Consider the following 21,181-nt stretch of genomic DNA (forward strand, 5'->3'; position numbering starts at 1 on the left):
TTCCCTGTCTCGGGCACGAGACGCGCGCACCGGGCCAGGGCAGCCTTTCCTTGCTGGTCACCGCGGCCGGGCAGTCCTACCGTGAGAAACAGGTAGACACCCTGAACCGGTCGGAGGACCTCATGACCACGATGGAAATGCCTCACGTCAGCGAATGCACCGTCAGCGACTGTTCGTACAACCACGACGGTTGCCATGCCTTCGCCATCAACGTTTCGGGGAACAACGGAACCGCCGAGTGCGGCACGTTCGTCCCGCTGTCCGCGAAGGGCGGCCTCGACCGCGTCACGTCGCTCGTCGGAGCGTGCCAGCGCGCCGACTGCGTCCACAACCAGGACCTCGAATGCACCGCGAGCGACATCCGCGTCGGTGCCGGTGGCGGTGACGACACCGCGCACTGCCTGACCTACCAGCGCCGCTGACGGCCGGGCCGTCCCGGACTCCCGGGACGGCTCAGACGCCGAAGCCGCCCGCGACCGACAACTGCTCACCCGTGATGTAGTTCGCGCGGTCGGAGGCGAGGAAGACGCACGCCGCGGCGATGTCCTCGGCCTTGCCGTAGCGGCGCAGCGGCAGCATCGCGCGCGTGGCCGACTCCCACTTCTCGTCGAGGACGCCGCGCTCGCGCAGGGCGAGGAACATGCCGGCCTCCACCACACCGACCAGAACCGAGTTCGCGCGGATCCCGTGGCGGCCCTCCTCGCGTGCGATACCGCGCACGAGCGCTTCGTTCGCTGCCTTGGGCAGGACGGACAGGCCGTCGTGCGGCGGGAACAGGCGGTCGCCCGCGGATCCGACGTGGACGACCGATCCGCCGCCGTGCTCACGCATGTGCGGCAGGACCGCATGCACCGCACCGAACATGCCGAGAGACTCGATCTCGATCGACCGGCGGTAGTCGTCGGCGCTCGTGTCGGCGAGGGAGTTCTGCTCGACGACGGGGCCGGCGCACCACACGAGGGTGTGGATGCGGGAGTGTTCGGCGATCGCGCCGTCGACCGCGGCGGCGAGTTCGTCGGCGTCGCGCACGTCGACCCGGTGGATCGTCGCGGCCACTCCGAGTTCACGCAGGTCGGTGGCGGTCTTCTCGGCGATCTCGGGTCGCGAACGGTAGCACACCGCGACGTCCGAGCCGGCGGCGGCGAACTCCGTCGCGACGACGCGGCCGATTCCGCCGCTGCCGCCGAAGACGAGAGCCGCGCCGGCCGGAAGTGTCGTTTCGAAGGGCACCGGCTGATCCTCGTTCCGTCGGGGGCGAACCGGCGGACGCCGGCTTCCCGGACGACGGTAGGGGGCCGCGAGCGCGGCGGGCAGGATCGATCCCGGTGACCGGGCGATCAGCCGATGTAGCGGGAGAGCCGCGCGGACATGCGCGGCTGGAGTTCGCCGTCGGCGAGAACGCGTTCTTCGACGTATGCGAGATCGCCGCCGTCGACGATTCCGTAGAGCCGCTTCGCGCCGCCGACGAGCGCCCCCGACGTCGTGCGGATGACGACGTCCGTCGCGAGTTCCCACGACGACTGTGTGCGTGCTTCGCCGTAGTACAGCTCGACGACTCCCGAGGCGTGGGTCAGCAGCAGCTCGACGACCTCGTCGTTGTTCGCACCGGCGGTCGGATCACCCGTGACCCGCCAGAAACCCGTCTCGCGCTGATCCTCGCGGAGGTAGTCGCCGTCCTCGCCGAGCACCCAGGTCTGGGAGTTCCACGACAGGTATTCGCCGCCGTTGTGCGAGACGACGATCTGCTGACCGAAGCGGTAGTCGGTGCCGTCGAGGTCGCGGCCCTCGCCCTCGCCGCGCCACACACCGACGAGCGGCAGGACGGCGAGCAGGGCGTGATTCAGATCGGGGCCGAGGCGGAGATTCGCGGTGTCGTCCGGAACCGGCAGATCGGGGAGCGTCGGGACGTTGAGTCCGCGCGTGCCCTCGGCGCGCTCGGCGGCCGCCGCGACCGCGGCGTCGCCGCTACCCGGAACCGGCCCGGAGGCGGCGCTGCCGGAGTCCGACGACGCGTCGTGCGCGTCGTCGGAGGGAGTGCCGGTGCCGCTGGGGCTCACGACTCGTCGGTGACCAGACGGTAGATCACGTAGAACGTGAACCACGCGATGAGCAGGGAGCACAGCACCAGAAGGAGCTCGAAGAAAATGACCACGTCGTCATCCTAACTCTCGTACTCGCACGCCGTGCTCGGGCATCGCACGACGAGACGGGGGATCGGGACCACGGGACGGACGAGCGCGGCCCCGGACCGACGTGATCGGTCCGGGGCCGCGCTCGGCGCTCGCCGTCCTACTTCTCGGCAGCGGTGACGTCCACGGTGTGGACGCCGGGAGCCTGCGGGCTCACTGCGGCGGTGCCGTTGCCCGACGAGGACAGGGCGCGCACGGTCCACTCGCCGGGTGCGGCGAAGAAGCGGAAGTCGCCGGTGGCCGATGCCACGACCTCGGCGGTGAACTCACCGCTGCCGTCGAGCAGACGCACGAACGCGCCGCCGATCGGCTGGCCGTCGGCCGCGAGGACGCGCCCGGTGATGACGGTTTCCTTCTCGACGTCGACGCCGGCGGGCAGCGTCTGGGTCTGAACGGGTGCTCCGCACATGGTTACTTCGCCTCCAACTCGATCGGTGCGCCGACCAGCGAGCCGTATTCGACCCAGCTGCCGTCGTAGTTCTTCACATCCGGCTTGCCGAGGATCTCGTGCAGCACGAACCAGGTGTGGCTCGACCGCTCGCCGATGCGGCAGTAGGCGATCGTCGCCTTGCCGTCCTCGTAGCCCTTCTCCTTGTAGAGCTCCTCGAGATCGGAGTCCGACTTGAAGGTGCCGTCCTCGTTCGCGGTGGTGCTCCACGGGATGTTGATGGCGCCGGGAACGTGCCCGCGCTGCTGTGCCTGCTCCTGCGGAAGGTGCGCGGGAGCGAGGATCTTGCCGGAGAACTCGTCGGGCGAACGCACGTCGACGAGGTTCTTGCTGCCGATCGCGTCGATGACCTCGTCGCGGAACGCGCGGATCGACAGGTCGGGCGACGACGCCTTGTACTCGGTGGCCTCGCGCGTCACGGTGTCCTTGGACAGCGGACGTCCGTCGAGTTCCCACTTCTTGCGGCCGCCGTCGATCAGCTTGACGTCCTGGTGGCCGTAGAGCTTGAAGTACCAGTACGCGTAGGCCGCGAACCAGTTGTTGTTGCCGCCGTAGAGGACGACGGTGTCGTCGTTGGCGATGCCGCGAGCCGACAGGAGCTCGGAGAACTGCTCCTGGTTCAGGAAGTCGCGGCGGACTCCGTCCTGCAGGTCCTTGCGCCAGTCGAGCTTGATGGCGCCTTCGATGTGGCCACCGTCGTAGGCGCTGGTGTCCTCGTCGACCTCGACGAAGACGGTCTTCGGAGCGTTCAGGTTCTGCTCTGCCCAGTCGGCAGAGACCAGGACGTCGGAGCGAGCCATGGGATTCCTTTCGGTGTGTCGAGCTGTGACGAGAAAACGATTCGTGACGAGAAACGAGTCGGGACGACCTGCTTCGGGGACGAGCTCAGTGGGCCGGGCGCAGGCGAAGGACGAGCGGGTAGATCGTGCAGCCGAGGCAGAAGCCGAACGCGGCGTTGAGCAGTGCCGCGAACAGGGCGAATCCCGCGGCGACGAAGCCGACGGCGACGACGCCCGCGAGCATCGCGATCGCCCCGACGGCGGCGAAGACGAAGCCGACCGTCTGCGCGAAACGCAGCGGCGCGACCGGTTCGGTCTCCGTCACCGGGGTCAGACGGGGAACCACCAGCGCACGGAAGACCCGGCCGTACGGGCCGCGATGCGGGCCGAGCGCGGCGCCGATCGCGAACACGACGGCCTGCAGGGCGAGGACGATTCCCGCCACGACGGGGGAGAAGGAGGCGACGACGATTGCGGCCGCGAGGACGGCTGTGGTGATCCATGCGACGAAGCGCGGTCCCCGGACGTCCACGCGTGTCACGGTGCCGGGGAGGTCGTTCGAGGGCGACGGGGTCTCCGTGGCGCCGACGGTGGGGGTGTTCGGTGCGGACATGATGCTCCTGCGCTGGCGGGCGACGGCGCGCCTACGGGAGCATCTCGTGAGAACACGATCCCTGTGCGCGACGTGCGATCGATCGGGGCGAGCCGGTGGGGCTCGGCGCCGCGAGGCGGCGACGGACGACGATCAGCGACAGGTACAGCAACACACCCCGAGGCGGCACAGGTCCACTGCGCGGCGTCGGGTGAGCAACAGCTCGGTCGGGGTATGCACGGCCCAGAGCCTACCCGTTTTCTCGCGGAGCGGAACCCGCGCCCCCTGTGAGGGGCGCAACGGATTCGCGCAGCGCAGCGGCCACGGGAACGCCCGCGATGCGGAAACGCTCGTGCAGGTCGCCGTCGAGAACGAACGTGGTGGGAAGCGACAGGACTCCGAATTCCGCTGCCAGCGCGGGATGTTCGTCGATGTCGAGTTCGACGTCGAGCGGCGGTGCCGCGGTCTCGGCCAACTCCTCGGTCACCCGCGCGACGACGCGTCGCACCGCCGCGCAGGGGCCGCACCAGTCGGCAGAGAAGTGCAGGACGACGGGGCTGCCGGCGGGGCGAGCGTCGATCTCGGGGATCGCGGCGAGCGGCGACGGCGTTCCGTCGGGCGACGGCGCCGTCGCGCGCACGGCGCCCTCCCGGCGACGCAACAGCAGCCCGACGACGACCGCCACGACGACGATCGCGAGGACCACGAGCAGACCGTTCACGCCTGCACCTCGTCGAGCGTGATCGTGACGTCCTCCCCGATGCCCTCGACGACGATCTGCGAGCCCTCGGCGTAGACCTCGGTGGGCACGACGCCGAACGGCAGCTGCTCGGGATCGATCGTGCGCGTGAACAGGCCGAGGACGACGGGTTCGAGCGGATCGGGGATGGAGAAGTCGGCCTGTCCCTCCGGCCCGAAGTAGAAGTCGCTCGCGACGATGTGCACGTCGCCGTCCGCGAGCACGAGGTCGGCCTGCACCGACACCGTGGTCTCGATGGGACCCACGGGCACCGTCCCCGTCAGGACGACGCCGCCGGCGGTCGTCGGGCCCGAGCCGCCCGAGCCGCCCGTGCCGTCGGACCTGCTCGCGGGCGGTGCGGACACCTCGAGATCCGGGATGCCGAGGAAACGGCCGAGCTCCGTCGCGCCGACGAGGACACGGCCCTCGAGCACGTCGACCGGCAACGACGTGAGCTCTCCGTCGACCAGGGCCGAGTACGGGGCGTGGACGCCGCGAAGGTCGGCCTCGATCGTCACCTCGCCGACGACGTCGCTGCGCACCCCCTGCGCACGGATCGCGATGTCGCGGTACGAGCCGTCGGCGACCTGCGTCAGGAACGAGAAGCCGCTGATCGTGACCTCGGGGTCGGCGTCGAGTTCGGCGCCCTTGCGCAGCTCTCTCGAGATCCGGTACTCGGCGTAGGCCGCGGACCCGAAGTCCACGAGCACGGCGAGCCCCAGCAGCAGGGCGAGTCCGGCGATGAGTTTGCGCACCGGACCATTGTGCAGTGCGGGCCATTGTGCAGTGCGGGCTGTTGTGCCGTACGGGCCGGAAGTCGCCGAACGGGAGCATGCTGTGCTCTACCGGGGTTCGCCGAGGCGAACCGGACCGAACACCGCTACTCTGTTTGCGACCCGATCGCGACATGTGTCCGAGTCGCGGCCCTACTGTCGCAGCACAGAGAGGAGGTCGTGTGGAGCTCCTGCTTCTCACCTCCGACCCCGACCCGAAAGCCGTGCTTCCGGCGTTGGCGCTGCTCGCGCACACCGTCCGGCCGGCGCCGACCGAAGTGTCGTCGCTGCTCGAGGCGGGGGCCGCCGACGTCGCGCTCGTCGATGCTCGCACCGATCTCGCCGCCGCGCGAGGCCTGTGCCGCTTGCTGGGAAGCACGGGATCCGCCGTCCCGGTCGTCGCCGTCCTGACCGAGGGCGGTCTCGTCGCGGTGAGCTCCGACTGGGGTCTCGACGACATCCTGCTGCCCGGCACCGGCCCCGCCGAGGTCGACGCGCGGCTGCGTCTGCTGGTCGGCCGCAGCGGCGGTGCCGCCGCCCCCGAGGCGTCCGGCAAGATCACGCTCGGCGAACTCGTGATCGACGAGGGCACGTACACCGCCCGGCTGCGTGGCAAGCCGCTCGACCTCACCTACAAGGAGTTCGAACTCCTCAAGTACCTCGCGCAGCACGCGGGCCGCGTCTTCACGCGCGCCCAATTGCTCCAGGAAGTGTGGGGCTACGACTTCTTCGGCGGCACCCGCACCGTCGACGTCCACGTGCGGCGGCTGCGCGCCAAGCTCGGCAGCGAGTACGAATCGCTCATCGGCACCGTCCGCAACGTCGGCTACAAGGCCGTCCGCCCGACGCGGAGCAAGTCGGGCGGTCTCGTCGTCGCGGACGAGAGCGAGTCGGGCGACCTCGAGTTCCCCGACATGGACGGCTCGCCCCTCCGATGACGCGGTTCGAGCCCGGCACGCCGCGCAGCCCCGAGTGGTCCGGCGCCGTCGCCGATCCCGGGCAGGTCGACGCCCTCCTCGCGAAGGCAACGGCCGCCGACGGCACCGCTCCGGTGGCGGAACAGGGCGTCCACGCCGTGCACGGCCGCGGCGACGCCGCACGTCACCTCGTCGTCGACACCGAGTCGGGTGCGGTGGCCGGGTACGCCCAGGTCGTTCCGGGGCACGACGACCACGTCGCGATGGCGGAGGTCGTCGTCGATCCCGAGCATCGCGGCCGCGGTCTCGGTGCCGCGCTCGTGTCGGCCGCGCTCGACGAAGGCGGTCCCGGCGCGCGGGTGTGGGCGCACGGCGACCTACCGGCGGCGCGCGCCGTCGCGGCCCGGCTGGGACTGTCGGGAGCGCGGGAGCTGCTGCAACTCCGCCGCCCGCTCGCCGATCCGATTCCCCCCGTGGAGGTGCCCGCGGGCGTGACGCTCCGGACCTACGAGGGCCCCGCCGACGACGCCGAACTGCTGCGCGTCAACGCCGCCGCGTTCGCGTGGCACCCGGAACAGGGCACGTGGACCGAGCGTGACGTCGCCGAACGCCGCGCCGAGCCGTGGTTCGATCCGCGCGGGCTGTTCCTCGCGGTCGACGACGGCACGGGGCGGCTCCTCGGATTCCACTGGACCAAGGTTCATCCGGCGCAGGGCGACGAACCCGAGGCGGGCGAGGTGTACGTCGTCGGCGTCGATCCCGATGCGCAGGGCCGTGGCCTCGGCCGCGTCCTGACGATCGCCGGGATGCAGCATCTCGCGGACCTCGGTCTCGGGACCGTCCTGCTCTACGTCGAGGGCGACAACGCCGCGGCGCTGCACACGTACGAACGCCTGGGTTTCACGCGGTTCCACGTCGACGTCGCCTATGCGCGCGTGACCGCGATCACCGCCGCAGAGTGAATGCGCTCACGTCGGCCGACAACTGTTCCTGCTGTTCACTTTCCGTTCACTCGTCGGCGAGAGAGTGGACACGAGCGGCCCTTACGTTGACTCGCTGGGTGGCGACGGTCCATCTGGTGCCCCGTGCACAGAACCGACTTCGGAGGAACGAGTGAATCTCAGGCGCAGTGGAGTGCTTCGAGCCGGCGCGGCAGCCGGGGCGCTTCTGGTGGGGACGATGACCCTGGCGGCGTGCGGCAGCGACGACAACTCGGCATCGAGCGGGATCGACGCGGCGAACTCCGACGCCACGTGCGAGGGCAAGCCGAATCTCTCGGGTGCGGGGTCGTCGGCGCAGAAGAACGCGATGGATCAGTTCGTCGCCACCTACATCGCCGTCTGCCAGCAGCAGGGCAAGACGGTCAACGTCGCGTACAACCCGACCGGCTCGGGTGACGGCCGGACGCAGTTCGTCGCGAGCCAGGTCGACTTCGCCGGCTCCGACTCGGCGATCAAGGACGAGCAGGCCGAGGAGGCCAAGAACCGCTGCGTCGGCGGCGAGGCATGGAACCTGCCGCTCGTGTTCGGCCCGGTCGCGCTCGCCTTCAACCTCGAGGGCGTCGACGATCTCGTCCTCGACGCCGACACCACGGCGAAGATCTTCAACGGCCAGATCACCGAGTGGAACGATCCGGCGATCGCGGCCCTCAACGAGGGCGTTTCGCTTCCCGCGGAGCGAATCACGCCGATCGTGCGCTCGGACTCGTCGGGCACGACCGACAACTTCCAGAAGTACCTCGAGACCGCCGCCCCCGAGTCCTGGACGTCGGGTGCCGGCTCGGACTTCACGGGCGGTGTCGGTGAGGGCGCCAAGGGCTCGGCGGGCGTCGCGCAGGCAGTCGCCGGCGGACCCAACTCGATCACGTACGTCGAGGAGTCCTTCGCGAAGCAGAACGACCTCACCATCGCGAAGCTCGACAACGGCAACGGCCCCGTCGAGCTGAACGAGACCACGACCGGCAAGGCGATCGAGGAAGCTGCCTTCGTGGGTGACGGCGGCCCCGGCGACCTGACGCTCGACCTGTCGTCGATCTACGGCAACACCAGTGCCGAGGCGTACCCGCTCATGCTCGCGACGTACGAGATCGTGTGCTCGGCCGGCTACGACGCCGACACCAGTGCCGCGGTCAAGTCCTTCCTCACCAGCGCAGCGAACGAGGGTCAGGAAGGCCTCGCCGAGCAGGGCTACGCGCCGCTCCCGGATTCGATGCGCGAGAAGATCACCGCGTCGGTCGCGGCGATCGCCTGATCGACGTTCTTCCCATCACGACGTGACGAGTTCGGACCGCCCGTGGATCTACTATTCGGTAACAGGAAAGTGAATGTGAGCGCATGAGTGACGCGCCCAGATCCAACGCCCGCTCCACCCCGGCCAGGCCGGGGGCGGGCGGTCCGAACAACGCCGTAGCGGAGGCCGACGTGAGCTCCACCCAGACCCGCGACGATGCCGCACCAGGCTCTCGCGAACCGGATCCGCAGCGAGACGAGCGGATCCGTGGCAACGCGAAAGGCCGTCCGGGAGACCGGATCTTCCGGTCGCTCTCGACGGGCTCCGCGGCCTTCGTGTCGGTCGTCATCGCGGCGATCGGCATCTTCCTCGTCTGGCGAGCGGTCCCCGCGCTCTCCCGCAACGAGGCGAACTTCCTCACCAGCCGCGAATGGCGCACGGTCGACATCGGCGACATGGCGTTCGGCGTCCTCGACCTGCTGCAGGTCACCGTGCTGGTGTCGCTGTTCGCGCTCGTCCTCGCGATGCCCGTCGCACTCGGGATCGCGATCTTCCTCACCTCGTACGCGCCGTCGTGGCTCAAGCGCCCGCTCGCGTACGTCATCGACCTGCTCGCCGCGGTGCCCTCGGTCGTCTACGGCCTGTGGGGACTGCTCGTGTTCGGCCCCGCGATCGTCCCGTTCGCCGAGTGGCTCAACTCGAATCTCGGCTGGTTCCCGCTCTTCGCGAGTGGAAGCGGCTCGATCGCGGGCGGCGGCACGATCTTCACCGCCGGCATCGTGCTCGGCGTCATGATCCTGCCCGTCATCACCGCCGTGACCCGCGAGGTCTTCGTCCAGACGCCGACCGCCCACATCGAGGCGGCGCTCGCGCTCGGCGCGACGCGCTGGGAGGTCGTCAAGACCACGGTCCTGCCGTTCGGCAAGTCGGGCTACATCAGTGGCTCGATGCTCGGCCTCGGCCGCGCTCTCGGTGAGACGATGGCGCTGTACCTCATTCTGCGCACGACGTCGGAAGCGTTCTCGTGGTCGCTCTTCGACGGTGGCTCGACGATCGCGTCGAAGATCGCACTCGGTTACGCCGAGTTCAACAACAACATCCAGGCCGGTGCCTACATCGCCGCCGGGCTCGTGCTCTTCGTGCTCACGTTCGTCGTGAACGCCGCCGCACGTGCCGTCGTCGCGGGCAAGAAGGACTAGCGAGATGAGCACATCCACCCTCGATCGCCCGATCAAGTCGCCGACGTTCACCGGCGTCGGCGCGCGGCGCCGCTTCAGCGACGTCCTCGCGACCGTGCTCGTGACGCTCGCGGTGCTGATCGCCCTCGTCCCGCTGATCTGGGTCCTCGTCACCGTCGTGTCGAAGGGTCTTCCCGCGATCACGAGTTCGACGTGGTTCAGCAACTCGCTCAGCGGGCTCACGGCGTCGTCGGACGGCGGCGGCGTCTACCACGCCCTCGTGGGCACGATCCTGCAGGGACTCGTGTGCGCCGTCATCTCGATCCCGTTCGGTGTCTTCGTCGCGATCTACCTCGTCGAGTACGCGGACCGGCGTTCGAAGCTCGCGCGCATCACGACGTTCATGGTCGACATCCTCAGCGGTGTTCCGTCGATCGTCGCGGCGCTGTTCATCTTCGCGCTGTGGGTCGCAACCTTCGGGATGCCGAAGTCCGGATTCGCCGTCGCGCTCGCGCTCGTCCTCCTCATGGTGCCGATCGTCGTGCGCTCGACGGAGGAGATGCTGCGCATCGTGCCGCAGGATCTGCGTGAGGCGTCGTACGCGCTCGGCGTGCCCAAGTGGAAGACGATCGCCCGGATCGTCCTGCCGACGGCGGGCCCCGGCATCATCACGGGCATCATGCTCGCGGTCGCTCGCGTCATGGGCGAGACCGCGCCGCTGCTGATCCTCGTGGGCTACGCGCCCTTCATCAACTTCAATCTGTTCGGCGGCGAGATGGGCACCCTCCCCGGTGTCATGGTCGCCGAGATGAACAACCCGACCGAGGCCGGCTCGAACCGCGTGTGGGGAGCGGCGCTGACGCTGATCCTGCTCATCGCGATCCTCAACATCGCAGCCAAGACGATCGGTCACTTCTCGCAGGTGCGCAGCAAGTGACGCGCCGCCCCCGTTCTTCGCACGACCCGAAACCGATAGGGAGCCACTGATGGCCAAGCGTCTGGATCTCAAGGACGTCAACATCTACTACGGCAAGTTCCATGCCGTCGCCGACGTCGGACTGTCGGTTCCGCCGCGCGGAGTCACCGCGTTCATCGGTCCGTCGGGCTGCGGCAAGTCGACCGTGCTGCGGTCGATCAACCGCATGCACGAGGTGACCCCGGGTGCCCGCGTCGAGGGTTCGATCCTGCTCGACGGCGAGGACATCTACGGCTCGGGTGTCGACCCGGTCGGTGTGCGCAAGACGATCGGCATGGTCTTCCAGCGCCCCAACCCGTTCCCGACGATGTCGATTCGCGACAACGTCGTCGCGGGGCTCAAGCTGCAGGGTGAGCGCAACCGGAAGCGTCTCGACGAGGTTGCCGAGAATTCGCTGCGCGGCGCGAACCTGTGGAACGAGGTCAAGGATCGGCTCGACAAGCCCGGCGGCGGACTCTCCGGCGGACAGCAGCAGCGGCTCTGCATCGCCCGTGCGATCGCCGTCCAGCCCGACGTCCTGCTGATGGACGAGCCGTGTTCGGCGCTCGACCCGATCTCGACGCTCGCGATCGAGGACCTCATCACCGAGCTCAAGCAGGACTACACGATCGTGATCGTGACGCACAACATGCAGCAGGCAGCGCGCGTGAGCGATCAGACGGCGTTCTTCAACCTCGAGGCGACCGGCAAGCCCGGCAAGCTCGTCGAGATCGACGACACCGAGAAGATCTTCTCCAACCCGTCGCAGAAGGCTACCGAGGACTACATCTCGGGCCGCTTCGGCTGAGACCCGGCCCCCTGCGAGATCACCCGAACGAAAGCGAGCGCCCCGGCTGTCCAGCCGGGGCGCTCGTTCGTGTGCGGTGGGAAGCCGGTGCTAGTCCGGGTACGTCGTGAGGTTGTCCGCGTCGGCCTTCACGGTGGCGTCGTCGTCGGGCAGCTTGCCCGTCACGAGGAAGATGACACGACGCCCGACCTCGACGGCGTGATCGGCGAAGCGCTCGTAGAAGCGGCCGAGCAGCGTGATGTCCACCGCCGCGGCGACGCCGTGGCTCCAGTCGCGGTCCATGAGGACCGTGAACAGGTGGCGGTGGAGGTCGTCCATCGCCTCGTCCTCGTCGCGCAACCGCGCGGCGAGTTCCGGGTCGCGGGTCTCGAGGACGACCTTCGCCGCTGCGCCGATCGACACCGCGATCCGGCCCATCTCGGCGAAGTAGCCGTTGACCTCTTCGGGGAGAACGTGATTCGGGTGCCGACGGCGCGCGATCTTCGCGACGTGGAGCGCGAGCGCGCCCATTCGGTCGATGTCGGCGACCATCTGGATGCCGCTGACGACCGAGCGCAGGTCGCCCGCGACGGGTGCCTGCAGCGCGAGGAGGGCGAAGGCCCGTTCTTCGGACACGGTGCTCAGCTCGGTGATCCGGTCGTGGTCGCTGATGACCTGTTCGGCCAGCGTCAGGTCGGCCTGGAGCAGAGCACGAGTGGCCTTGTCCATCGCCTCGCCGGCGAGACCCGCCATTTCGCCGAGCAGGTCACCGAGCTCGGTCATCTTGTCGTTGTAAGCCGCACGCATGGTTCGAAATCCTACGCATGCTGGGAATACAAGTCACGGACCGTCGGTGAACGGGAGGTGAACGAGAGCACCGTGCGACGCGATTCTCACGTGCAGGTGGTGTCGCCCGCGTTCACGACGGCGAGGTCCGAAGGGATCTCGATCTCGGGTGCGCTCCCGATCTGCTGCGGTGTCGCGTCGAGCGGCGTACCGACGACCGCGGGAGCGTTGATCGACGCGGGCGCTCCGGAACCGAGGACCACTTCGATCGACCCGCCGAGGCCGGGAGCGGACTCGAGGACGGCGCCGGGGATGCTCGACGCGACGGTCGCGGCCTCGGACTCGTTGCCGGGGGAGAAGCGCACCAGGGTGTCGTACGTCGTCTCGGTGTAGTTGCCGACGCTGAGGATCTGGTAGCCGTACACCGCGAGCGAGTCCGCCGTCGTCGCGGCGCTGCCGCTGATGCCCGAGGCGTTGGAGACCTGCACCGAGACCTCGGAGGGATCGAGGGCCTCGACGGCGGTGGGAGCCTCGGCCGGTGCGTCCGCCGGCGGCGCGATCGGCTCGGCGCGCTCCTCGCCCGGGAGCGGGGCGTCGTCGATGATCGCGCGGAAGATCGCGTCGATGTCGTCCGTGCGGGGGATCTCGTTGCCCCAGTCGTTCGTGCCCGCGGTGGGGACGGTGAGGAAGGTGACGGCGCCCGCATCGACGTTCTGCAGCGAGCGCGCGAGGCTCAGCAGCGAGCGGGTGTCGATGTTCTCCACGAACGTCTCCCGGGTGAACGCGTCGACGAGTCCGCCGAGCTTGCCGGGATTGAGCAGCACCCGGCCGGACAGCGCTTCCCGCAGCAGGCTGGACAGGAACTTCTGCTGGCGTGTGATGCGCCCGTAGTCGCTGTTGCCCTCGGCCTCGATGTGGCGTGCCCGGACGTAGTCGAGCGCCCTGCGGCCCTCGAGTCGGTGATTGCCCGGGTCCGCGATGATGGTGCCGAGGATGCCGTCGACGAGCGGAGCGGTGGTGCACACGTCGACGCCGCCGATCTGATCGACCATCGTCTCGAAACCGGCGAAGTCCATGCCGACGAAGTGCCCGATCTTGAGGCCGGACATCTTCTGGATGACCTTGACGAGGCACTTCGGGCCGCCGAGCGCGTACGTCGCGTTGAGCTTGTCACCGTAGGCGCTGTCGAACATCTCGCCCGTGTACGTGCCGGTGTCGTTGTCCCAGCCCTCGCACTGCGGCCGCTCGACGTCGAGGTCGCGGGGGAACGACACCGCCACGACGCGCGAGCGATCGGCCGGGATGTTCACGAGGATCACGGTGTCGGCACGAGCGCCGCCGGCGTCGTCGACCGTGCCGGCACCGATCTCGCCGGACGCTCCGGCCCGGGTGTCGGTGCCGACGACGAGATAGGTCTCGTCGCCGAGCTGACCGAGCGCGTCGACGATGTCGTCCGACTCGGTGTCGAGCGCCGAGACCTGCGAGAGCTTGCCCTCCGTCGCGCGCAGGTATCCCCAGACGGTGCCGGTCGCGGCGAGCGCGACGATCGACGCCAGCGTGACGAGGGTGCGCCCGAGGACTCGCATGCGCTTGCGGCTGCGGCGGCGATCCGTCGCGGAGCGTGCGGCACGCGTCGCGCCGACGGCCTGCGGGACGGCAGCCGGTGGCGGAGGGGTGGCCGCTACGGGTTCGATGACCTCGGTGCGGTCGGGATCGTACGGGTCGCCGGTCGGCTCCGGGTGGCGCCGATGCGCGGGCGGCACGTGGCCGGGAGGCCGGGATTCGCGGTAGTCGCGGCGAGCGAGCGGGCGTTCCCAGGGGGCGCGGGAATCGGGTGCGGGCGACTCCTCATCGCGGTCGTCACCCACAGTCGTACTCCGAACTCTCCGCCGACAGGACCAGCAACCGTCGACTCGACGGATTGCGCCCATAGTACTGATGACGTGACGGGGTTCCAGTCGTGGCGCGGGCGTGGCGGCGCCACGGTGGCCGGCCGCCCGAAGGCGTGCCGGTCAGCCGCCCGAGTGCATCAGCTCCGCACCGGCGGGCACCGAGTCGTCCTCGGGATCGTCGAGCCACCCGTCCGGAAGTGCGACGTTGCCGGGCGAGCCCTGACGGCCGCGCGGGCCCTCGGCGTCCTTCGGGAAGGGCACGGTGGGGTCGAGCCGGCTCAGCAGATCGTCGAGTTCGGTGAGGTTGCTCACCAGCGACATCGACGATCGCAGGTCCGATCCGGCGGGGAAGCCACGGAGGTACCACGCGACGTGCTTGCGCAGCTCGCGCATGCCCTTGTCCTCGCCGTGGTGGTCGGCGAGCAGCTCGGCGTGGCGGCGGATGATCGCCGTGACCTCGCCGAGGGTCGGCGGGGTCGGGATCTCGCGACCGTTGAGCGCGGCGCTCAGCTCCGCGAACAGCCAGGGCCGGCCGAGGCAGCCGCGTCCGACGACGACGCCGTCGCACCCCGTCTGCGCCATCATGGCGGCGGCGTCCTCGGCGGCGAAGATGTCGCCGTTGCCGAGCACCGGGACGTCGGTGACGTGCTCCTTGAGCCGCGTGATCTCGTTCCAGTCGGCCTGCCCCGAGTAGCGCTGCGCCGCGGTGCGGGCGTGCAGGGCGACGGCGGCCGCGCCCTCCGCGGCGGCGATCCGGCCCGCGTCGAGGTGCGTGTGGTGGGTGTCGTCGATCCCGACCCGCATCTTCACCGTCACCGGGATGTCGGTTCCCTCGGTGGCCCTGACGGCCGCCGCGACGATCTGCCCGAAGAGCCGGCGCTTGTAGGGCAGCGCCGAACCGCCGCCCTTGCGCGTGACCTTGGGGACGGGGCAGCCGAAGTTCATGTCGATGTGATCGGCGAGGTTCTCGTCGACGATCATCTTGGCCGCGGCGTACGTGTACTCGGGATCGACGGTGTACAGCTGCAGCGAGCGCGGTGTCTCGATCGGCGCGAACGTCGTCATGTGCATCGTCGCCGGCTGACGTTCGACGAGCGCGCGCGCCGTCACCATCTCGCACACGTACAGCCCGGACGTGCTCCCGGCACGCTCGGCTTCGAGCTCGCGGCACAGTGTGCGGAACGCCACGTTGGTCACGCCCGCCATGGGGGCGAGCACGACGGGACTGGCGAGCTCGAGCGAACCGATGCGAAGGGTCATGAAGGGGAACCTCTGGACTGCGGAATGGCGGTGACGTGGGCTGACGGCTGTGTGCGCGGGGGCCGAACGCACCTGTGCCCGTCGCGCGGGCACCGGGCACAGGATATCGGGTCGCGGCGGGTGGCCGCCTCGGCTCAGACGGCTGCGGCGGCGCTCTTCTCGCGCTTGGCGGCCTCGCGGGCGAGCATGCGATCGCGCTGCTCCTCGAAGCGGGACGCCTGCGAGTCGAGCTTCTCGAGGAACTCGCCGAGCCGTTCGCGAGTCGCCTCGCCCCGCGCGGTGAAGTCGGTGCGCTCGAAGATCCGCCACTTCCGGAGCACCGGCTGGACGACCTCTTCGAGGTGCTGACGCAGGTCGTAGATGCCGTGCTTGGCCATGAGCACGCCGTTGCGGCGGAAGTCGGGCATTCCGGCGCCGGGCATCTCGAAGCGCTCGAGGACCTGGGTGATCGATTCGAGGGCCTGATCGGGCGCGAGGTCGAGGGCCGCACCGCACATGTTGCGGTAGAAGATCATGTGCAGGTTCTCGTCGGCCGCGATGCGCTGCAGCATGCGGTCGGCGATCGGGTCGTTGCACGCCTTACCCGTGTTGCGGTGCGAGACGCGGGTCGCCAGCTCCTGGAAGGTCACGTACGACACCGAGTGCAGGAAGCTGCCGCCTTCGCCGCCCATCTCGGCGGGCGACGCGAAACCGTTCGTCATGTGCGTCATGCGGGCGCGCTCGAGCGCGACGGGATCGACGGCGCGCGTGACGACGAGGTAGTCGCGCATCACGATGCCGTGCCGGTTCTCCTCGGCGGTCCACCGGCCGACCCACGTGCCCCACGCGCCGTCGCGTGAGAAGTTGTCGGCGATCTCGCGATGGTAGGAGGGGAGGTTGTCCTCGGTGAGGAGGTTGGTGATCATCGCCGCGCGGGCGACCTCGTCGAGCTGGGACTGCTCGAGGTCCCAGTCGTCGCCGCCGAGCGCGGCGAAGTTACGTCCCTCGTCCCACGGGACGTAGTCGTGCGGATGCCACTCCTTGGCCATGGACAGGTGCCGGTTGACGTTCTCTTCGGCCACACCTGCCAGCTCTTGCAGGAGCTCGAGTTGGGTCAGGTCCCTCGCCATTGGTTCTGCCTCCGTAATGCGATGTGACTTCGCCACCCTACGGCACCGTAGGAATGGGTGGACGTGCTCTGCGTCGGATCGACGGGCTTCGGTGCTCCGTTACTTCCGGTCACTGCCGGCGGTCGCCCGAGGGGGCGTTCTGCCGGTCCACGGGCGCGATGGAGAATCCGCTCGCCGCACACCGAAACCAGCCGTCGCGCAGCAGAAGTATGACCGACGTCATAGGGCAAGGCAATCCGAGCGGTCGCTCGGTCGTCACCCGGCTACCGGGGTGCACACCGGTCCGTTAAACTCTGCGACCGCGCCCCTATAGCTCAGTTGGTAGAGCTACGGACTTTTAATCCGCAGGTCGTAGGTTCGAGCCCTACTGGGGGCACCGTAGTTGACCAGGTAATGCGCCCGGTCTGCGCGTGCCGTGAGGCCGTGCGTGCAGCAGAAGTGCAGCACGCACGGTCAGCTGTCGTTGTTGTGCGCGTCGTCGCCGAATCGGATCCACGCGTACGAGACACCAGTCACCTCGGACCAGCGGTTCAGTGTGTCGAGGCTGGGGTTGACCCGGCCGTTGATCCATCGCCCGACGCTCTCGCGCGACACGCCGAGCCGATCCGCCATCACGCCAGTCGGCAGGCCGGCCACCCGCATCGCCTTCCGCATGCGGTCAGCGACGTCCCACTCGGGGATGATCCCCGACCCTTCTCCCTCATTGCGCATGTCTCATCTAGACATGCGGCAATGGTTCGTGTCAATATGAGGCACACAACCGAAAAGAGAGACCCGCCGCGAGAGGGCACTCGCGACGGGTCCAGAACGTCCGACATTCTCTGAAAGGAAAGCAGTCGAACGATGCACAAGCATACCCAGATGCAGCAGCAGGTGATCGCATGACGATCCGTCGCGCTGCGCGCAAGCAGGACTCCTACACGATCCTGCAGAACAAGGTCCTCACCGACGCGCGTCTCTCGTTCCGGGCCCGCGGGGTCCTCGCCTCCATCCTCTCCAGGCCGGAGAATTGGTCGACCCGTGCCGAGACCCTCGCACGCGAGACGCCAGGGGAAGGCCGTGACGCGATCCGCAGAGCGCTGTCCGAGCTCGAGACAGTCGGCTACCTCGTCCGTGAGAAGGTCCGTGACCCGAGGACCGGACGCATCGCGACCGTCTCGACGGTCCACGAGGAGCCCGTCACCGATCGGCCCACTCCGCCGCAGGTCAGCCCGACGACTGAAATCGCGTCCCCGGCGTTCGCCGAGCCGGAGCCTGAAAACCCGTCCCCGGTGCTCGCGCCACCGGAGCCTGATAATCCGTCCCCGGTCCCCACGCCACCGGGGCCTGGAAAACCGGCGCCTGGTTTTCCGACCGGTGAACCGGACGCCGGTTCGCCAGGCCCCTTAGAAAGGACCGTAAGAAAGGACCGATCAACAACCACAACCCCGGCAGCCGCGAAGCCCGTGCAGCCGAGCACGACGCCCGAGCGCGCTGTGGTGGTGGAGGTCGACTCCGACGACGAACTCGACGCGCTCCGGAGCGCATGCCGCACCGCGGGCATCACCGCCCGATGGGACTCGCTCCGACCGGACCAGGCCGCCGAGATCTCGCACCTGATCACGCAGCACGGCATCGACGCCCTCGTGCGCCACGCCGCCGCACACCAGCGCAGCGAACGCCCCACGCTCTACGTCCAGGGCTGGATCGGCTCCTGGCAGATGCTCACCGCACCGCGCACCGACGTGCCCGCGGGGCCCACAGCATGCACCGACTGCGACCACGGGTGGCTCGACGCCGACGCTCTCGTCGCCTGCCCCACATGCCGCCCGAACCTCGCGCGCCGCGCCTCCTGACAGGACACCCGACATGACCGAACGCTTCACGTACGACGCCTTCAAGATCGCGACCGACTACCGCGACCGATACGAGGATCAGCCCGAGATCCGGGCCGCACTGAACGCGATGATCATCGAGCTGGCGAACGCGCACGTCTTCGCGAACGCTCACTACGGCGCCCACAGCCTCATCAGGGACGGCATCGACGTGGGTTGGCCGACCGGAGACGCGAAATGAGCGCCGCGCCGTCCGGCGGCGCTCGCTTCGGCCGGCGGCTCGACATCGCTGCGCCCTACGCGATCGCCGCGATCGGATTCATCCTCAGCTACAGCAAGCTCGCCGAGTTGGCCGAGCGCGCGGGTTACGGCACCGTCACCGCGCATCTGTGGCCGCTCGCCGTCGACGGCCTCGCGATCGTCGCGACCCGCGGCGTCCTCACCCTCTCCACGCCGTCCGCGCACCGCTACGCGTGGGTGATGCTCGGCGCCGGAACCTCGGTGTCCGTCATCGCCGCGATCACCGCCGGCATGCTCCCGCCCGGCCCGCTCCCGCCCGCCGCGACGGCCGCCGTCTACGTCGTCCCGCCGCTGTGCCTGCTCGTCGCACCGCACCTCGCGGTCAAGATGCACGACCAAGCACGCCGCGACAGCGAGAGCGCCGATGTCGCACCCACACGCACCGAGCCCGCGACGTCGCGCCGCGCGACACCACCTGCCGCAGTGGCGCACACCGCGACCGACATCTCGCCCGCGACACCCGATGTCGCCGCGGCGAAGCCGGAAGCCGAGTGCGACACCGTCCCGATCCCCGTCGTCGCACCCGCGACACCGAAGCTCACCTCGATCCCGAACGCGCAGGTCACGAACGGTGCGACAGCCGCGACCGAAGAGACGCGACAGCGCGTCATCTCTATGAAGACCGCGAACCCCGCGCTCTCCTTCCGCGCGATCGCCCGCGCATGCGACACCTCCGACAAAAACGTCGGCCGATGGTGGAAGGCGCACCAAGAGTCACAACGCGACAAGGTCGCATGAAGAGTTCGCACCGCCCGAAAGATCTGATATGAATCACGCCATGACACAGATGGCAGCGGGCTGGTACCCCGATCCCGAGATGGCTGGAACCGTGCGGTACTGGGACGGGGCAGCATGGACAGAGTCGGCGGCGCCCGCGCCGACACAGGCGCCGGCGGGAACGATCAGTCCGGTGCACGCATACCGCGCGATCTCGCGTCTGCTAGCGATCCTCGGCGTGCTCGCGATGTTCGGCGGCATTGGCCTCGGGTTCGTTGCCAGCGAAGCCGTGAGCATGTTCTTCCTCGTCGGCGGATTCCTCTCGGTCGGAGTCGGCGTTCTCGTGTGGGTACTACGGCCGCGAGTTCAGCGCGCCGGCTGACGCATCCGGTCACCGGGTGCACGCGGGTGTGTGGGTGACGTGTCCGCAGGCTGGGCAGGTGTGGGTGCGGTGGCCGCCGTTGGTGACGGCGGTGCAGGCGCAGGGCAGCCAGCCGACGATGACGCGGCGCGCGCTGAGCGGGTGCCCGTTGCCGCAGTGCGTCGGTGCGGGTTCGGTGTGCCTCACCTGCCGATGTTCGCACATTCGTTCGATAGGCTGCTAGCGTGAGCGGCGGGACGGCACCGCGTGAGAGGGAAGCTCACTCGGCGCCGTCCCCGCCCGTCTCGTGCCACGCGAGGATCTCGACTTCCCACAGCACCCAGTCGAGTCGCGGGTCCCATCCCCCTCGTCCATGCAGGTTTCGACGCACGCAGGATGCGGTTGGTTCCCTTGACTCTGTGAGTGACTCTGATCTGCGCCGTCACTCACGCGGGGCTTCGCGCTTGATGAGGTTCGGCACACTGAGGGTCGCGACCACTACTGCCGGGACGATCACCAGTGCGTTCATGCTCGCGTAGGTGACGAGCGTGTAGGCGAAGATGCCGGAGGCGACGGCGACCACGAGCACGATCAGGTTCGCGGCGTCGACGCGACGATGCGATGTGTGCCGAGTTGTCACCGGTTGTCTCCTTGCATTGACGAGGTATCGAACGTTTCCGCGGGGAATGATGTGGCGCCGGGATCGGCTTGGGGTGCCCAAATGGTCAGGCGTATCGGGGACAGCTAGAGTCGCGCTAGATACTCTCTTGCCATATGCAGCGCAAGAGATGACACGGCAGGGGAGGTGTTCGGGCGATGCTGATCAAGGAGGCTGCCCGTCGCGCCGCTGAGGACACGCTCGCTACGCATTGGCGAGGCCGAGATTTCCCTGTCGATCCGTTCGAGATCGCCGCGAACATGGGTGTGCGCGCTTCCGAGGCACCGCTCGAGGACGGGACGTCCGGGATGGTGATCTCCCGGCTTCGCACTCAGCCGGTGATCTTCGTCGAGGAGTCCGAGACGCGTCCTCGGAAACGGTTCACGTGCGCGCACGAGCTCGGCCACTTCGTCGAGCGAACCGAGACGCTGGGAGACCTGCGGGAAGGGTTCGCGTTCGTCGACAAACGGACGTCGAAGACCGACGCCCACGAGTTCTATGCCAACGAGTTCGCCGCGAACCTACTGATGCCCGAGGACGCGGTGAGACGACTCGAAGACGAGGGCTGCACGCTGATCCGCATGGCCGGCTACTTCGACGTCTCGGTGCCCGCGATTGAGGTTCGGCTTCGCCGACTCGGCATCCGGCTCGTTCCTGCCGCGTCTTGCTGACCGAGTTCGGCGAGGACGACCCGAGCT

At 68.9% G+C, this 21,181-nt stretch carries 25 protein-coding genes and 1 tRNA gene; 13 read left to right on the top strand and 13 right to left on the bottom strand.

Annotation, left to right across the window (positions count from 1 at the left end):
* Positions 1–122: 122 nt before the first annotated feature.
* Complete coding sequence (locus tag RR1_RS11115; protein ID WP_040775484.1) at positions 123–422, top strand: DUF1540 domain-containing protein; 300 nt, start codon at positions 123–125, stop codon at positions 420–422.
* Between the two features lie 31 nt (positions 423–453).
* On the opposite strand, the gene RR1_RS11120 is transcribed toward RR1_RS11115, so the two are convergent.
* From RR1_RS11120 to RR1_RS11150, 7 genes are all read right to left on the bottom strand, one after another.
* Positions 454–1,230 (bottom strand): SDR family NAD(P)-dependent oxidoreductase, encoded by a 777-nt coding sequence (locus RR1_RS11120; RefSeq protein WP_010840203.1) that lies wholly within the window; start codon positions 1,228–1,230, stop codon positions 454–456.
* Between the two features lie 107 nt (positions 1,231–1,337).
* On the bottom strand, positions 1,338–2,057 hold the full coding sequence (locus RR1_RS11125) for a heme-binding beta-barrel domain-containing protein (RefSeq protein WP_010840202.1): 720 nt from the start codon (positions 2,055–2,057) through the stop codon (positions 1,338–1,340).
* A 232-nt stretch (positions 2,058–2,289) separates the two neighbouring features.
* Positions 2,290–2,598, bottom strand: coding sequence for a DUF1416 domain-containing protein (locus RR1_RS11130; RefSeq protein ID WP_010840200.1), 309 nt, complete (start codon positions 2,596–2,598; stop codon positions 2,290–2,292).
* Positions 2,599–2,600: 2 nt separating this feature from the next.
* Positions 2,601–3,437 (bottom strand): sulfurtransferase, encoded by an 837-nt coding sequence (locus RR1_RS11135; protein ID WP_010840199.1) that lies wholly within the window; start codon positions 3,435–3,437, stop codon positions 2,601–2,603.
* An 85-nt stretch (positions 3,438–3,522) separates the two neighbouring features.
* Positions 3,523–4,029, bottom strand: coding sequence for a DUF4395 domain-containing protein (locus RR1_RS11140; RefSeq protein ID WP_010840198.1), 507 nt, complete (start codon positions 4,027–4,029; stop codon positions 3,523–3,525).
* A gap of 229 nt (positions 4,030–4,258) precedes the next feature.
* On the bottom strand, positions 4,259–4,729 hold the full coding sequence (locus RR1_RS11145) for a thioredoxin family protein (protein WP_010840196.1): 471 nt from the start codon (positions 4,727–4,729) through the stop codon (positions 4,259–4,261).
* Positions 4,726–5,502 carry an LmeA family phospholipid-binding protein gene (locus tag RR1_RS11150; RefSeq protein ID WP_010840195.1) on the bottom strand — a complete coding sequence of 259 codons (777 nt, stop codon included), beginning with the start codon at positions 5,500–5,502 and terminating at the stop codon, positions 4,726–4,728. The genes RR1_RS11145 and RR1_RS11150 overlap by 4 nt, the downstream gene beginning before the upstream one ends.
* Before the next feature lie 200 nt (positions 5,503–5,702).
* Between RR1_RS11150 and RR1_RS11155 the strand changes: the two genes are divergently transcribed.
* The 6 genes from RR1_RS11155 to pstB all read left to right on the top strand — a co-directional run bounded on the left by RR1_RS11155 (position 5,703) and on the right by pstB (position 11,607).
* Positions 5,703–6,458 carry a winged helix-turn-helix transcriptional regulator gene (locus tag RR1_RS11155; RefSeq protein WP_010840194.1) on the top strand — a complete coding sequence of 252 codons (756 nt, stop codon included), beginning with the start codon at positions 5,703–5,705 and terminating at the stop codon, positions 6,456–6,458.
* Entirely contained in the window at positions 6,455–7,399 is a 945-nt protein-coding gene (mshD, locus tag RR1_RS11160) for a mycothiol synthase (protein ID WP_010840193.1), read from the top strand. Before RR1_RS11155 ends, mshD begins: the two co-directional genes overlap by 4 nt.
* A 151-nt stretch (positions 7,400–7,550) precedes the next feature.
* Complete coding sequence (gene pstS / locus RR1_RS11165; protein WP_040775423.1) at positions 7,551–8,687, top strand: phosphate ABC transporter substrate-binding protein PstS; 1,137 nt, start codon at positions 7,551–7,553, stop codon at positions 8,685–8,687.
* Positions 8,688–8,770: 83 nt separating this feature from the next.
* The gene (pstC, locus tag RR1_RS11170) at positions 8,771–9,865 is read left to right on the top strand and encodes a phosphate ABC transporter permease subunit PstC (RefSeq protein ID WP_040775420.1); all 1,095 of its coding nucleotides are present in this window, start codon (positions 8,771–8,773) and stop codon (positions 9,863–9,865) included.
* Positions 9,866–9,869: 4 nt separating this feature from the next.
* A complete protein-coding gene (pstA, locus tag RR1_RS11175) occupies positions 9,870–10,781 on the top strand; it encodes a phosphate ABC transporter permease PstA (RefSeq protein ID WP_010840190.1) in 912 nt (303 codons plus the stop codon).
* Between the two features lie 49 nt (positions 10,782–10,830).
* Positions 10,831–11,607: a phosphate ABC transporter ATP-binding protein PstB gene (gene pstB, locus RR1_RS11180; RefSeq protein WP_010840189.1), complete on the top strand. Its 777-nt coding sequence runs from the start codon at positions 10,831–10,833 to the stop codon at positions 11,605–11,607.
* A 90-nt stretch (positions 11,608–11,697) separates the two neighbouring features.
* On the opposite strand, the gene phoU is transcribed toward pstB, so the two are convergent.
* The 4 genes from phoU to RR1_RS11200 all read right to left on the bottom strand — a co-directional run bounded on the left by phoU (position 11,698) and on the right by RR1_RS11200 (position 16,633).
* On the bottom strand, positions 11,698–12,393 hold the full coding sequence (gene phoU / locus RR1_RS11185; RefSeq protein ID WP_010840188.1) for a phosphate signaling complex protein PhoU: 696 nt from the start codon (positions 12,391–12,393) through the stop codon (positions 11,698–11,700).
* 86 nt (positions 12,394–12,479) lie between these two features.
* Positions 12,480–14,240, bottom strand: a complete 1,761-nt coding sequence (locus tag RR1_RS11190) for an LCP family protein (RefSeq protein WP_040775417.1) — start codon at positions 14,238–14,240, stop codon at positions 12,480–12,482.
* A gap of 144 nt (positions 14,241–14,384) precedes the next feature.
* Positions 14,385–15,524: a tRNA dihydrouridine synthase DusB gene (gene dusB / locus RR1_RS11195; RefSeq protein ID WP_010840186.1), complete on the bottom strand. Its 1,140-nt coding sequence runs from the start codon at positions 15,522–15,524 to the stop codon at positions 14,385–14,387.
* Positions 15,525–15,658: 134 nt separating this feature from the next.
* Positions 15,659–16,633, bottom strand: coding sequence for an acyl-ACP desaturase (locus RR1_RS11200; protein WP_010840185.1), 975 nt, complete (start codon positions 16,631–16,633; stop codon positions 15,659–15,661).
* Between the two features lie 303 nt (positions 16,634–16,936).
* On the opposite strand from RR1_RS11200, the gene RR1_RS11205 reads away from it, so the two are divergent.
* A tRNA-Lys gene (locus tag RR1_RS11205) sits at positions 16,937–17,009 on the top strand.
* 77 nt (positions 17,010–17,086) lie between these two features.
* Here the strand turns inward: RR1_RS11205 and RR1_RS11210 are convergent.
* On the bottom strand, positions 17,087–17,344 hold the full coding sequence (locus RR1_RS11210) for a helix-turn-helix domain-containing protein (protein ID WP_010840183.1): 258 nt from the start codon (positions 17,342–17,344) through the stop codon (positions 17,087–17,089).
* A 170-nt stretch (positions 17,345–17,514) separates the two neighbouring features.
* Here RR1_RS11210 and RR1_RS21945 point away from each other — a divergent pair, with 170 nt between their 5' ends.
* Genes RR1_RS21945 through RR1_RS11230 form a run of 4 tightly spaced genes read left to right on the top strand, consistent with a single transcriptional unit; the run spans position 17,515 to position 19,846 of the window.
* Complete coding sequence (locus tag RR1_RS21945) at positions 17,515–18,468, top strand: helix-turn-helix domain-containing protein (protein WP_010840182.1); 954 nt, start codon at positions 17,515–17,517, stop codon at positions 18,466–18,468.
* A 13-nt stretch (positions 18,469–18,481) separates the two neighbouring features.
* Positions 18,482–18,688, top strand: coding sequence for a hypothetical protein (locus RR1_RS11220; RefSeq protein ID WP_010840181.1), 207 nt, complete (start codon positions 18,482–18,484; stop codon positions 18,686–18,688).
* Positions 18,685–19,485, top strand: coding sequence for a DUF2637 domain-containing protein (locus RR1_RS11225; protein ID WP_010840180.1), 801 nt, complete (start codon positions 18,685–18,687; stop codon positions 19,483–19,485). Before RR1_RS11220 ends, RR1_RS11225 begins: the two co-directional genes overlap by 4 nt.
* 40 nt (positions 19,486–19,525) lie before the next feature.
* Positions 19,526–19,846 (top strand): DUF2510 domain-containing protein, encoded by a 321-nt coding sequence (locus RR1_RS11230; protein ID WP_081634274.1) that lies wholly within the window; start codon positions 19,526–19,528, stop codon positions 19,844–19,846.
* A gap of 421 nt (positions 19,847–20,267) precedes the next feature.
* Here the strand turns inward: RR1_RS11230 and RR1_RS11235 are convergent, their stop codons facing one another.
* Positions 20,268–20,465 carry a hypothetical protein gene (locus RR1_RS11235; RefSeq protein ID WP_010840177.1) on the bottom strand — a complete coding sequence of 66 codons (198 nt, stop codon included), beginning with the start codon at positions 20,463–20,465 and terminating at the stop codon, positions 20,268–20,270.
* Positions 20,466–20,641: 176 nt separating this feature from the next.
* Between RR1_RS11235 and RR1_RS11240 the strand changes: the two genes are divergently transcribed.
* On the top strand, positions 20,642–21,154 hold the full coding sequence (locus RR1_RS11240) for an ImmA/IrrE family metallo-endopeptidase (protein WP_010840176.1): 513 nt from the start codon (positions 20,642–20,644) through the stop codon (positions 21,152–21,154).
* Positions 21,155–21,181: the final 27 nt, after the last annotated feature.

The sequence above is a fragment of the Rhodococcus rhodnii NBRC 100604 genome (genome assembly GCF_001894925.1).
Lineage (GTDB): Bacteria > Actinomycetota > Actinomycetes > Mycobacteriales > Mycobacteriaceae > Rhodococcus_F > Rhodococcus_F rhodnii.

What these genes read in the sequence shown, in the direction of transcription:
- RR1_RS11115 (WP_040775484.1), top strand. Translation starts at nt 123, where the DNA reads ATGACCACGATGGAAATGCCTCACGTCAGCGAATGCACCGTCAGCGAC.
- RR1_RS11130 (WP_010840200.1), bottom strand. Translation starts at nt 2,598, where the DNA reads ATGTGCGGAGCACCCGTTCAGACCCAGACGCTGCCCGCCGGCGTCGAC.
- RR1_RS11135 (WP_010840199.1), bottom strand. Translation starts at nt 3,437, where the DNA reads ATGGCTCGCTCCGACGTCCTGGTCTCTGCCGACTGGGCAGAGCAGAAC.
- RR1_RS11140 (WP_010840198.1), bottom strand. Translation starts at nt 4,029, where the DNA reads ATGTCCGCACCGAACACCCCCACCGTCGGCGCCACGGAGACCCCGTCG.
- mshD (WP_010840193.1), top strand. Translation starts at nt 6,455, where the DNA reads ATGACGCGGTTCGAGCCCGGCACGCCGCGCAGCCCCGAGTGGTCCGGC.
- pstC (WP_040775420.1), top strand. Translation starts at nt 8,771, where the DNA reads ATGAGTGACGCGCCCAGATCCAACGCCCGCTCCACCCCGGCCAGGCCG.
- pstA (WP_010840190.1), top strand. Translation starts at nt 9,870, where the DNA reads ATGAGCACATCCACCCTCGATCGCCCGATCAAGTCGCCGACGTTCACC.
- pstB (WP_010840189.1), top strand. Translation starts at nt 10,831, where the DNA reads ATGGCCAAGCGTCTGGATCTCAAGGACGTCAACATCTACTACGGCAAG.
- phoU (WP_010840188.1), bottom strand. Translation starts at nt 12,393, where the DNA reads ATGCGTGCGGCTTACAACGACAAGATGACCGAGCTCGGTGACCTGCTC.
- dusB (WP_010840186.1), bottom strand. Translation starts at nt 15,524, where the DNA reads ATGACCCTTCGCATCGGTTCGCTCGAGCTCGCCAGTCCCGTCGTGCTC.
- RR1_RS11200 (WP_010840185.1), bottom strand. Translation starts at nt 16,633, where the DNA reads ATGGCGAGGGACCTGACCCAACTCGAGCTCCTGCAAGAGCTGGCAGGT.
- RR1_RS11210 (WP_010840183.1), bottom strand. Translation starts at nt 17,344, where the DNA reads ATGCGCAATGAGGGAGAAGGGTCGGGGATCATCCCCGAGTGGGACGTC.
- RR1_RS21945 (WP_010840182.1), top strand. Translation starts at nt 17,515, where the DNA reads ATGACGATCCGTCGCGCTGCGCGCAAGCAGGACTCCTACACGATCCTG.
- RR1_RS11220 (WP_010840181.1), top strand. Translation starts at nt 18,482, where the DNA reads ATGACCGAACGCTTCACGTACGACGCCTTCAAGATCGCGACCGACTAC.
- RR1_RS11225 (WP_010840180.1), top strand. Translation starts at nt 18,685, where the DNA reads ATGAGCGCCGCGCCGTCCGGCGGCGCTCGCTTCGGCCGGCGGCTCGAC.
- RR1_RS11230 (WP_081634274.1), top strand. Translation starts at nt 19,526, where the DNA reads ATGACACAGATGGCAGCGGGCTGGTACCCCGATCCCGAGATGGCTGGA.
- RR1_RS11240 (WP_010840176.1), top strand. Translation starts at nt 20,642, where the DNA reads ATGCTGATCAAGGAGGCTGCCCGTCGCGCCGCTGAGGACACGCTCGCT.